The 11,805-nt window shown below is 71.9% G+C and carries 8 protein-coding genes and 1 pseudogene; 6 read left to right on the plus strand and 3 right to left on the minus strand.

Features of this window, described 5'->3' with window-relative positions:
- Positions 1-55: 55 nt before the first annotated feature.
- Positions 56-1,027 (plus strand): hypothetical protein, encoded by a 972-nt coding sequence (locus ACZ64A_RS24305; protein ID WP_469813040.1) that lies wholly within the window; start codon positions 56-58, stop codon positions 1,025-1,027.
- 46 nt (positions 1,028-1,073) lie between these two features.
- On the opposite strand, the gene ACZ64A_RS24310 is transcribed toward ACZ64A_RS24305, so the two are convergent.
- Positions 1,074-3,755 carry a SpoIIE family protein phosphatase gene (locus tag ACZ64A_RS24310; RefSeq protein WP_469813042.1) on the minus strand — a complete coding sequence of 894 codons (2,682 nt, stop codon included), beginning with the start codon at positions 3,753-3,755 and terminating at the stop codon, positions 1,074-1,076.
- Positions 3,756-4,019: 264 nt separating this feature from the next.
- On the opposite strand from ACZ64A_RS24310, the gene ACZ64A_RS24315 reads away from it, so the two are divergent.
- Entirely contained in the window at positions 4,020-6,086 is a 2,067-nt protein-coding gene (locus tag ACZ64A_RS24315) for a SpoIIE family protein phosphatase (protein ID WP_469813044.1), read from the plus strand.
- Positions 6,087-6,095: 9 nt separating this feature from the next.
- On the opposite strand, the gene ACZ64A_RS24320 is transcribed toward ACZ64A_RS24315, so the two are convergent.
- A complete protein-coding gene (locus ACZ64A_RS24320; protein WP_469813230.1) occupies positions 6,096-6,617 on the minus strand; it encodes a hypothetical protein in 522 nt (173 codons plus the stop codon).
- Positions 6,618-6,800: 183 nt separating this feature from the next.
- Between ACZ64A_RS24320 and ACZ64A_RS24325 the strand changes: the two are divergent.
- The 3 genes and pseudogenes from ACZ64A_RS24325 to ACZ64A_RS24335 all read left to right on the plus strand — a co-directional run.
- Positions 6,801-6,950 (plus strand): annotated as a pseudogene (locus ACZ64A_RS24325) (helix-turn-helix domain-containing protein); the annotation flags it as partial.
- A gap of 268 nt (positions 6,951-7,218) precedes the next feature.
- Positions 7,219-8,955, plus strand: a complete 1,737-nt coding sequence (ctaD, locus tag ACZ64A_RS24330; protein ID WP_469813046.1) for an aa3-type cytochrome oxidase subunit I — start codon at positions 7,219-7,221, stop codon at positions 8,953-8,955.
- Positions 8,955-9,326 carry a hypothetical protein gene (locus tag ACZ64A_RS24335; protein WP_469813048.1) on the plus strand — a complete coding sequence of 124 codons (372 nt, stop codon included), beginning with the start codon at positions 8,955-8,957 and terminating at the stop codon, positions 9,324-9,326. Before ctaD ends, ACZ64A_RS24335 begins: the two co-directional genes overlap by 1 nt.
- Before the next feature lie 136 nt (positions 9,327-9,462).
- On the opposite strand, the gene ACZ64A_RS24340 is transcribed toward ACZ64A_RS24335, so the two are convergent.
- Positions 9,463-10,059, minus strand: a complete 597-nt coding sequence (locus ACZ64A_RS24340) for a hypothetical protein (RefSeq protein WP_469813050.1) — start codon at positions 10,057-10,059, stop codon at positions 9,463-9,465.
- A gap of 221 nt (positions 10,060-10,280) precedes the next feature.
- On the opposite strand from ACZ64A_RS24340, the gene ACZ64A_RS24345 reads away from it, so the two are divergent.
- On the plus strand, positions 10,281-11,759 hold the full coding sequence (locus ACZ64A_RS24345; protein ID WP_469813052.1) for a glutamate-cysteine ligase family protein: 1,479 nt from the start codon (positions 10,281-10,283) through the stop codon (positions 11,757-11,759).
- Positions 11,760-11,805 lie beyond the last annotated feature (46 nt).

Raw genomic sequence — 11,805 nt, forward strand, 5'->3', positions numbered from 1 at the left:
CCACGGCGGTCGCCGTGCCGACCGTGCTGCCGGCCCTCGGCACGCGGCCCCGGAGATGACGGTGCCGCAACCCTCTCCCCCGTCCGCCGGACGGTCGCTGCCGCGTTCGCTGCTGCGTCAGTTGCGGGCCGATCCCGGGCGCCTTCCGGAACACCTCGCACTGTTCGCGGTACGGCACCTGGGGCACGCCGCCGGACGCCATACGGCACACCTGCGCGACCAGCGGCCCGACGCGTCCCTCGACGAGCTGCGCCACCGGGTGACCGTGCGCGGCGAGCGCACCGTCCTGGCCGAGGGGGCCTTCGTCGGCGGGCCCGTCCTGCTGCTGGTGCCGTTCGCGTTCTGCGCCGCGCTGCTCGGCCAGGCCCGCACGGTGCTGGAGCTGGCCGCGCTGAGCGGCCGGGACCCCACGTCCCGGGACCGGGCGGCCGACCTCCTCGTCCTGCAGGGCGTCCACGCCGACACCCGGAGGGCCGCGCAGGCACTCGCGGCGACGGAGCGCGTCCTCCTCGGCGAGGAACGCCCCGCCGCGCAGAGCACCCGCCGTGCCGGCCTGTGGCACCTCACCCTGCGCATGGCCCGCCTGCTGGGCCTGCTCACACCAGCGTCCGAGGCGAGCCGGCCGCCCTGGTACGTCCGGGCGGGGCGGATCGGCCTGGTGGTGCTGGTGCTGGCGGCGGGCATGGTGGCGCCCCTGGTGTGGGTGCCCTACATGGTGGTGTCGTACCGGTCGGCGACCCGCCGGCTGCTGGAGCGCACGGACACCTACTACTTCGGGTCCGCCGGTGGTGCCGCGCGCCCGCGCTCCCGGCTCGACCCCGCCCTGCTGTTCGCGGCGGGACGGGCCGTGCTGTCGCTGCTGCTCCCCATCGTGGTCACCGTCACCTTCCTCTTCGCCGACCTGAGGTTCGCGGGCAGCAGGTGGGCCGCCGCCGGGCTCGCGGTCGCCGCCGTGTCCGCCACGACGGGCGTGGTGTGGCTCGTCCGCCGCCACCGCAGGGGCGACGACGGCGACAGCGGACAGTGAAGCCGGCCGGTGAGCACGGTGGGCGAGGACATCGGCCGGGTCCGGCTCAGGGGATCTCCTGCTCGGCCCAGATGATCTTCCCCTCGGGTGTGTAGCGGGCTCCCCAGCGGTGGGCGAGCTGGGCCACCAGGAACAGGCCACGGCCGCCCTCGTCCGTGCTGCGGGCGTGGCGCAGCCGGGGAGCGGTGCTGCTGCCGTCGGCGACTTCGCAGGTCAGCCGGGTGTCGCGGAGGAGGCGCAGCCGGATGGGGGGTGCGGCGTAGCGGATCGCGTTGGTGACGAGCTCGCTGACGATCAGTTCGGTCGCCATGGCCAGGTCCCCGAAACCCCATGCCTCCACCTGCCGGGTGGCGCGGCCTCGCACGTCGGCGACGGCGGCGGGGTCGAGGGGCACGTCCCAGGAGACGACCTGGTCGGAGCCCAGCGCGTGGGTGCGCGTGAGGAGCAGGGCGACGTCGTCGGACTGCGGGGGGCGTACGAGGCGCTGGACGGCGCTCCGGCACAGGGTGCCCAGATCGGCGCCGGGCTCGGCGAGGGCCTCGCCGAGCCGGGACATGCCGCGTTCCATGTCGCGATCGGCGCCCACGATCAGTCCGTCGGTGAACAGACCGAGGAGGCTGCCGGGGGCCAGTTCGATCTCGCCGGTCTCGAAGCCGATCCCGCCGAGGCCGAGCGGCGGGCCGGCGGGCGGCGCCGGGAAGTGCACCTCGCCGTCCGGTGCGACGACGACGGGCGGCGGATGGCCGGCGCGGGCCATCGTGCAGCGGCGGGTGACGGGGTCGTACACGGCGTACAGGCAGGACGCGCCGAGGAAGGCGGTGGCGCCGTGCTCGGCGGGCTCGGTGCGGGCGGTGGGCCTGTCACGGTCCGGGGCCCCGGGATGCCGCTCGCCGGTCTCGGTGCTGTCGGCGGTCCGGGGCCGCTCGGCGGCCTCGCCGCCGCCGGTCGCGGTCCAGGTCGGCGTCGTGCCGGTGCCGCCGTCGGTGGCCGTCCAGGTCGGCGTCGTGCCGGTGCCGAGGGGCGTCGCGCCGCCCCGGCCGGGGGACATCTCGTCGCGCAGGCCCGCGGTCTCCTCCTCGCTCAGCCGGAGCACCAGGTCGTCGAGGTGGGCGAGCAGTTCGTCGGGGGGCATCTCCATGTCGGCGAGGGTCTGTACGGCGGTGCGCAGCCGGCCCATCGCCGCGGCCGCGGTGATGCCGTGGCCGACCACGTCGCCGACCACCAGACCGACGCGGGCACCGGACAGCGGGATCACGTCGAACCAGTCGCCGCCGACCCCGCCCGTCGGGTCGGCGGGCAGATAGTACGAGGCCACGTCCAGCGCGGTCCCCCCGCTCAGGGCGTGCGGCAGCAGACTGCGCTGGAGGGTGACGGCCGCCGTGTGCTCCCGGGTGTAGCGGCGGGCGTTGTCGACGCACAGCGCCGCTCGCGCCACCAGTTCCTGCGCCACCAGGACGTCGTCGGGCTGGAAGGACACGGGGTTGAGCGAGCGGACGAAGGTGGTGAGGCCCAGGGCGGTGTGCCGGGCCCGCATCGGCACGGAGATGAGGGAGTGCAGCCCGAACTCCCGGATGCGCGCGGCCCGGCCGGGCTGCCGGACCGCCCACTGCTCGTCGGACGGGTCGAGCACGGGGACGAAGGTCGGCTCACCGGTGAAGAGCGTGTCCATGTCCCGGGTCGGCGCGGGGAAGGCCACCCGGTCCCCGATGCCCGCCACGGCCTCCGGACAGCCTTCTCGCACCGAGCGCATCCCGGCGCGCCGCATCACCGTCCGGGCCGGCGCCGGCCCCGCGTCGGTCAGCCAGGTGCCGTGTCCCGCCGTGCTGAGGACGGGTTCAAGGAGGTCCACGACGACGAAGTCGGCGAAGCGCGGCACGGAGAAGTCGGCGAGCTCCTGGGCCGTGCGCATCACGTCGAGCGTTCTGCCGATGCTCGCGCCGGCCTCGTTGACCAGCGACAGCAGCTGGCGGGCGGTCCACCGCTCGGTGACGTCCAGGACCATGTAGCACACGCCGGTGACCGTGTCGTCCGCGTCCACGAGGGGGAAGAAGGACGTGGAGTAGGCGTGCCGGCGGTGGGGGTCGGACCAGCTCCAGCCGACGTACTCGTAGTCGGTGACCGGGACCCCGGTCTGAAGGACCTTGCGCATCAGCCCTTCGAGGGTGTCGGTCTGCAGGCCGGGCAGCAGCTCGCCGAGCCGGCGTCCGAGCCGCTGTTCGCGGGGGACGCCGCCGATGCGTTCCAGGGTGTCGTTGAGCCATACGTAGCGCAGCGCACGGTCCATCACCGCCATGCCGACGGGCGAGCGGGTCAGGAACCCGTCGAGGACCGACTCCCCCACGCCCCACCGCTGCCTGCGTTCGCGCGCCGAGAGCAGGAAGCACTCGTCGCCCCCGAGACGGAAGGCGGCGGACACCCGCAGATCGACCTCGACGCGGTGGCCGTCGCGGTGCCTGACCGGGATGACACCGTTCCAGCCCATGCCGGCCCGGCAGCGTTCGGCGACCGCGGCGACGCGTACGGGGTCGCCGGGCAGGGCGGCCAGCCGGGTGACGGGCCGGCCGACGACCTCGGACGCCGGGTAGCCGAGCAGGTGCTGGGCGGCGCGGGTCCAGCCGAGCACCACGCCGTGCCCGGACAGTACGGCGGCCGCGTCGGTGGACGCGTCGAAGAGGGCGCGCGCACCCGCGGCCGCGGGTGGCTCGGAGCCGTTTCGCGCAGAGTCCATGGCGTGCGTCCTTCGGCAGGATCACGGTCGCCTCCGTTCCGCGTGACCGACCGTGATCCCTCTTGTCCGCTTACAGGACCATGGTGCTTCTTGTCCGCCGGATGTGCATGGCCCGCCCGCCCGGAAGAGGGCGGCCGCAGGCCGGACGGGGCTGTGTCGCCCCCGCCGGGGAGGCGAGGGAGCATGGAGAGGCCGGGTTCAGCGCCGTGCGGCGAGGACGGCGAAGGCCGGCGGGTGCTGCCGACCGGTACAGGAGGCGCAGGGATGACAGCCGAGACCTTCCCGCCCGACGGTGATCAGTACGGCACCGAGCCGCACCGGCAGACCAGTCTGCTGGACGTGCTGAGCGTGGCGGCCCTGGTGCTCGACGTCGAAGGGCGCATCGTCTTCTGGACCCCGCAGGCGGAGGAATTGTTCGGCTACTCGGCGGCCGAGGCCCTCGGCAGACCCGCGGCCCGGCTGATCATCCACCCCGAGCATCTGCACGGGGTGCTGAAACTGTTCGCGGAGGTCCTGCGGACGGGCCGCAGCTGGGCGGGCGCCTTCCCGGTGCGGCACAAGGACGGCAGCACGCGGCTGATGGAGTTCCGCAACATGCGGCTGCTCGACGACCTCGGGGACGTCTACGCCCTGGGGCTCGCCGCCGATCACAGCCTGCTGCAGCGGGTCGAGACGGATCTGGCGCTGTGCGAACGGCTGATCAACCAGTCCCCGATCGGTCTCGCCCTGCTGGACCCCGATCTGCGCTACCTCCTGGTCAACCCGGCGCTGCAGCGGATCGACGGCATCCCCGCCGAGGACCACATCGGCCGTCATCTGCGCGAGACGCTGCCCTTCGCCGACGTCGACACCGTGGAGTCGGCGCTGCGGCAGGTGCTCACCACGGGCACACCGCTGCTCGACCAGTACCACGTGGGCCGGCCCCGTTCCGACCCCGAGCACGAGCGGGCCTGGTCGCTGTCCTTCTACCGCCTGGAGGACCCGGGCGGGCGGGTGCTCGGCGCGGCCATCTCGGTCGTCGACGTGACGGAGCGGCACCGCGCAGCGGCGGAGGCCGACCGGGCGCGGCGCCGGCTGGCCCTGATCGCGGACGCCTCCACCCGCGTCGGCACCACCCTGGAGGTGGAGCAGACCGCCGCCGAGCTGGCCGAGATCGCCAGCGGGGCGCTGGCCGACGTGGTCGCCGTCGACGTACTGGACTCCGCCCTGGCCTGCCGCCGGATGCGCGAGCCGGACAACGGCCCGGAGCTGTTCCGTGCCCTGGCTCTCAAGGCGGCGCAGCCCTCCGTGGCGCTGCGTGCGGCGGACGCCCCCGGTGAGCTCGCCGCCTACGAAGGGGACCGCCTGGTCACCCTGTGCGTCCACACGGGCCGGCCGGTGCTCGTGCGGCACGTCGGTGAGGAGGACCTGCTGCGGATCGCACGCGACTCCGAGGCCGCCGCGCTGCTCGGCCGCGCGGGGGTCCACTCCTATCTCGCGGTGCCGCTGATCGCCCATGGCGAGGTGCTCGGCGCCCTCGATCTCAAGCGGACCCGCAATCCGGTCCCCTTCGACGAGGACGACGTCGTCCTGGCCGGCGAACTGGCCGGCCGCGCGGCGATCGCCATCGACAACGCCCGCTGGTTCCAGAGCGTGCGCAACACCTCCCTGACCCTGCAGCGCAGCCTGCTGCCCGACCATCCGCCCCACCACACGGGTCTCGAGCTCGCCTCCCGGTACCAGCCGGCCCAGGCGACCAGCGAGGTGGGCGGCGACTGGTACGACGTCATCAAGCTGTCCGGCGACAAGACCGCCCTGGTCGTCGGTGACGTCATGGGCAACGGCATCGACGCCGCCGCCACGATGGGTCGGTTGCGGACGGCGACCGTCGCGTACGCGGATCTGGACCTGCACCCAGGGGAAGTGCTCCGCCATCTGGACAAGATCACCTGCGATCTCGAGCACTACATCGTGACCTGCGTCTTCATCGTGTACGACCCGCACACCAGACAGTGCTGCATCGCGAACGCCGGTCACATGCCGCCCGCGCTGGCCCGCGTCGGCGAACCGCCGACGCTGCTCGAGGTGCCCTCCGGTGCCCCGCTCGGCATCGGCGGCATCCGGTTCGAGACCACCACGGCCGAACTGCGGCCCGGAGACGTGCTGGTCCTGTACACCGACGGCCTCGTCGAAACCCGCCAGCACCCGATCGACGACCGGCTCGCCGCCCTCCTCGGCTTCCTCGACGAACCCGAACGCCCCCTGGAGGAAACCTGCGACCTCCTCCTCTACGGACTGCGCCACCCCGACGACCACGACGACGTGGCGCTTCTGGTGGCGCGGGCCCTGTAGGAGGCAGTGTCAGCCCGCCGCGAGCACATGCGCGTTCGGAGTCATCGCCGCCAACTGCTTGATCTTGCGGCGTACGACGTACAGCGGGATCACTCCGAACACGCCGAACGACATGTCGATCACCGACCACCAGAAGGGGATTCCGCGCAGCGGGCCGCAGACGAGGGCCAGCGGGATGATACCGGCGCAGGCGATCATCCCGAACTCGACGACCCAGATGTTGCGGACGGGGTCGCGGTAGGGGCCGTAGAACGCCACCGCGATGACCAGGTGGGCGAAGGCCAGCCAGTCGGTGCCGTAGAGGAGGAAGGGGTACCGGGTGTCGGTGGCGTCCAGGCCCTCGCGCACCCGCTCGATCCAGCGCATCAGGCCCGGCAGACGGTCCGGCACGGACAGCGCCCGCAGCGCCGATTCGGTCCAGTGCAGTTCGTGCACCAGCGGGAAGGCCGTGGCGCCGCTGAGCACCAGGCAGACGACGAAGAAGATCAGCCAGGCGCGGACGCGCTTCAGCAGGGCGGCTCTGCCGCTCACATCGCTCATGGCGGCAGCATACGCCGGAATTGAACATGTTCAAAAGCTCGGATCGCGGGGCAGGGCCGCACGGTTGATGGCCGACTCCACGGCCGCCACCCGCTCAGCCAGCAGACCCAACGCGGCGATCGCCCGCACCAGCGGGTGCTCTCCGGGCCCGCCGAGGGTCTGCGTCCGGGCGGGCTCTCCCTCAGCGTGCGCGCCATGACGTACCGTCTGGAGCGCATCCACAAGCTCACCGGTGCCGATCCCGCCGACCCGGCGCACCGCTACAAGCTGCAGACCGCCGTCATCGGCGCCCGCCTGCTGGACTGGCCCGCGCGCGAGCTGTGACGGCGAGCTGTGACGGCGCACCGCGTCACGGGTGCCGGGCCGGACGTGGCAGCCCGTCGGCCGGCGCGCCGGGCCGGGTGTCACCCGCGCGGCCGAGCCCGCCGCCGGTGTCCCGCTCCCCCGCTCGCGGCCCGCGTCCAGTGCTCCATTCGTGTGCGATCGTCACGTGAACAGCCGCGTGTCGCTGCTTCCGGGCGACGCCCCGGTCTGCGTCCGGCAAGGATGGCCTGACTGACGTGGCGAAGCCGGTCTTTCGAGAGAGACACTAGTGAGCATCCTCAACGAACCCCAAGGTTCCCCAGCCGACGAGGGCTATTACCAGGACGAGCTGCCGCTGCGGCGCAAGCGTCCCGGCAATGTGGTGGTGAAGTGGCTGACGACCACGGACCACAAGACGATCGGCACGCTCTACCTGTCGACGTCGTTCGCCTTCTTCCTGATCGGCGGCGTCATGGCGCTGCTCATGCGCGCCGAGCTGGCCCGGCCGGGTCTGCAGATCGTGTCGAACGAGCAGTTCAACCAGGCGTTCACGATGCACGGCACCGTGATGCTGCTGATGTTCGCGACACCGCTGTTCGCCGGGTTCACCAACTGGATCATGCCGCTGCAGATCGGTGCGCCGGACGTCGCCTTCCCCCGGCTCAACATGTTCGCGTACTGGCTGTACCTGTTCGGATCACTGATCGCGGTGGCCGGCTTCCTCACCCCACAGGGTGCGGCGGACTTCGGCTGGTTCGCCTACACGCCGCTGTCGGACGTGATCCGCTCGCCCGGTATCGGCTCCGACATGTGGATCATGGGTCTGGCCTTCTCCGGCTTCGGCACCATCCTCGGCTCGGTCAACTTCATCACCACGATCATCTGCATGCGCGCTCCGGGCATGACCATGTTCCGCATGCCGATCTTCACCTGGAACGTGCTGCTGACCGGTGTCCTGGTGCTGCTGGCCTTCCCGGTCCTCGCGGCCGCGCTGTTCGCCCTGGAGGCGGACCGCAAGTTCGGCGCCCATGTCTACGATCCGTCCAACGGCGGCGCACTGCTGTGGCAACACCTCTTCTGGTTCTTCGGACACCCGGAGGTGTACATCATCGCGCTGCCGTTCTTCGGCATCGTCACCGAGGTCATCCCGGTCTTCTCGCGCAAGCCGATCTTCGGTTACATGGGTCTGGTGGCCGCGACGATCGCGATCGCGGGGCTGTCCGCCACCGTGTGGGCGCACCACATGTACGTCACCCAGGGCGTACTGCTGCCGTTCTTCTCCTTCATGACCTTCCTGATCGCCGTCCCCACGGGGGTGAAGTTCTTCAACTGGATCGGCACGATGTGGAAGGGGGCGCTCTCCTTCGAGACACCCATGCTGTGGGCGACCGGCTTCCTCGTCACGTTTCTCTTCGGCGGCCTCACCGGCGTCATCCTCGCCTCGCCGCCGTTGGACTTCGAGGTCTCCGACTCGTACTTCGTGGTGGCGCACTTCCACTACGTGGTGTTCGGCACGGTCGTCTTCGCGATGTTCTCCGGCTTCCACTTCTGGTGGCCGAAGTTCACCGGCAAGATGCTCGACGAGCGTCTGGGCAAGATGACCTTCTGGCTGCTGTTCGTCGGCTTCCACGGCACGTTCCTGGTGCAGCACTGGCTGGGCGCGGAGGGCATGCCGCGTCGCTACGCCGACTACCTGGCGGTGGACGGCTTCACCGCCCTGAACACCATCTCGTCGATCGCGTCCTTCGTACTCGGCCTGTCCATGCTGCCGTTCCTGTACAACGTGTGGAAGACGTCGAAGCACGGCAAGCACGTCGGTGTCGACGACCCGTGGGGTTACGGCCGCTCCCTGGAGTGGGCGACGTCCTGCCCGCCGCCGCGGCACAACTTCCTCACCCTGCCGCGGATCCGCAGTGAGTCCCCGGCGTTCGACCTGCACCACCCGGAGATCTCCGAACTGGACCAGAAGGAGCTCACGGGCCGGCGTGACGCCATCGACGCCGCCGGACACGAGGGCGAGCGGTGATGACGGACCCGGCGCGGTCCCTCGCCCGGCAGCAGGGGGCGTCGCTCGCCGACGAAGTCGAGGGCTACCTCCTCGCCGAGGCCGACCGGGAGCGGGCGCGGCAAGCGGCCGACGCCTTCTGCGCCGGCCTGCCGTGGCTGACGACCGCGCAGTGCGAGGAGGTGGCCCGGCTCTATGCCGAGGCGCACCTCGAACTCACCCGGGAGAGGCTGCGTACGACGCTGCGGCGGGCCGGCGAGCTGCGCCGCGAGTACGAGGCCCGCTACGACGAGCTGCGCCGGCGCCTGCTGACCTGGCATGCCCTCCTGGGGTCGGCCGTACTGGCCTGCGCCACGGGGGTCGGAGCCGTGGTGTCCACGGCGCTGCGCTGAGCGAACCACCACACGAAGGGGCGCGGCCGCCCGGGCCGCGCCCCTTCGTCGTACGCGGGCCCTGCGGGATGCTAGCGGGCCCGGCCGGGATGCTCGCGGGCCCGGCCGGGGTGCGCGCGGGCTCTCGCCGGGTGGATCAGAACTTGCCCATGTGGTGGGCGATGCGGTGGCCCAGCTGCCGGCCGAACCACTCGACGAAGTCGGTGGCGAGCGGGGGCCAGCCCCAGAACTCGAAGGCCAGGGCGCCCAGCGCGAAGCCCTCGTCCCACTGCCACTCGGTGACCGGGACCAGGGCACCGCATGCAAAACAGGGTGCGGTGCCCTCTCCGGTCTCCTCCCAGGCAGTGATGCCGTCCTTGAAGGGCCGCCAGATCGTTTCGTCCGCCTCCCATGCCTGCGGATGGTCGATGACGACCGTCCGGGTCCGGCAGCGCGGGCAGACGGCGTAGTCCGCCTCGTCCTGTCCCTGGCCCCCGACGTGGTGGTGGCGCCCGACGACGACGGCCACCGGGCCCGGCAGCCAGGTCGGGTCCGACGTGTCGGCCACGGCTCGCGCCCAGTGCGGGCCCGGCACATGGCCCTCGTCCACATGCAGGCTGTACATCCCGTCCCCTGACGTCCCCGCGGTGATCAGCCCCTCGGCCATCATCCGGTCGACCGTCCGCCGCGCGAGCGGCCCGGCGTCCTTGCCGCTCACCTCGACGTCCACGATCCGCTCGAAGAAGTCACCCATCGTCCCGCCGCCCCCTTGTCGACCGATCGCCGTGAGCATCGTAATGACGGTGCGCGGCCGGTGTGTGACGCAGTGGGCCGGCCCGTGCGGCGGACGGGCTCGGCGAGGGTGCGGTGTGGTCCGGCTCCGGTGCGCATGCCGTCGTCCCGTCTGGTCGCTCTCGGTCCGCGGTGCGATTCTGGGGTGAGAGGCAGCGCAGTCGGGCGCGACCGGGAGGGCCCATGGGACGGGACGTCCCGGCGCTGGTCTTCACCCGTGAGGACCGACGCCGGTACCGGAGCAAGATGCAGCAGTGCCTCGACGTCCTCGCACAGATGCTGCGCGAGGCACGGTTCGACGCCGAGCGGCCCCAGGTCGGTCTGGAGATCGAACTGAACCTCGTGGACGAGCGGGGCGAGCCGGCGATGCGCAACAGCGACGTGCTGGAGGCGATCGCGGATCCGGCCTGGTCGACGGAGCTGGGACGGTTCAATCTGGAGATCAACATCCCGCCCCGGCGGCTCACCGAGGGCGGCCCCGACTCCTGGGAGGCGGAGATCCGTGGCGCCCTCAACCACGCCGAGCAGCGTGCCCGGTCGGTCGGCGCCCACCTCATCATGATCGGCATCCTGCCCACGCTGCGGCAGCAGGACGTCGGCGAGGCCGCGCTGTCGGAGAACCCGCGCTACCGCCTGCTGAACGACCAGATCTTCGCCGCCCGCGGCGAGGACCTGCACATCGAGATCGGCGGCGTCGACCGGCTGCGCACCTACGCGGACTCGATCACTCCCGAGGCCGCCTGCACCAGCACCCAGTTCCACCTGCAGGTCTCGCCGCAGGAGTTCCCCGACTACTGGAACGCCGCCCAGGCCATCGCCGGAGTCCAGGTCGCGCTGGCCGCCAACGCGCCGTTCCTGTTCGACCGGGAACTGTGGCACGAGACGCGCATCCCGCTCTTCGAGCAGGCCACCGACACCCGCCCGCAGGAGATCAAGGTGCAGGGGGTGCGGCCCCGCGTGTGGTTCGGGGAGCGCTGGATCACCAGCGTCTTCGACCTGTTCGAGGAGAACCTGCGCTACTTCCCCGCGCTGCTGCCCCTGTGCGACGAGCAGGACCCGGAAGAGACGCTGCAACGCGGAGACATCCCGCACCTGGCCGAGCTCACCCTGCACAACGGCACGATCTACCGCTGGAACCGGCCCGTCTACGCCATCGCCCACGACAAGCCGCACCTGCGGGTGGAGAACCGCGTCCTGCCGGCCGGCCCGACCGTCGCCGACACCCTGGCCAACGGCGCCTTCTACTACGGCCTGACCCGCGCCCTCGTGGAAGAGGAGCGCCCGGTGTGGTCGCGCATGTCCTTCTCCGCCGCCGAGGACAACCTGCACACCGCCGCACGGGACGGCATCGAGGCGCGCCTGTACTGGCCGGGCATGGGCGAGGTGCCCGTGCCGGAGCTGGTGCTGCGGCGGCTGCTGCCGATGGCGCACCGGGGTCTGGAACGCTCCGGCATGGACGACGCGTGGCGCGAGCCGCTGCTCGGCATCATCGAGCAGCGGTGTGTGACCGCGCGCAACGGGGCGGTGTGGCAGACGGAGATGTTCCACCATCTGGACAGCCTGGCCCACACGGGCCGCCACGAGACCTTGCGGCGCATGACCCAGCAGTACATGGACTACATGCATCTCAACGCCCCCGCGCACACCTGGCCGGTCGACTGACCCCCTCGCGGGCCGGGTGGCCCCGGTGTCGGCCCGGCCCGGCGGT

The organism is Streptomyces sp. NPDC104814, assembly GCF_055583185.1.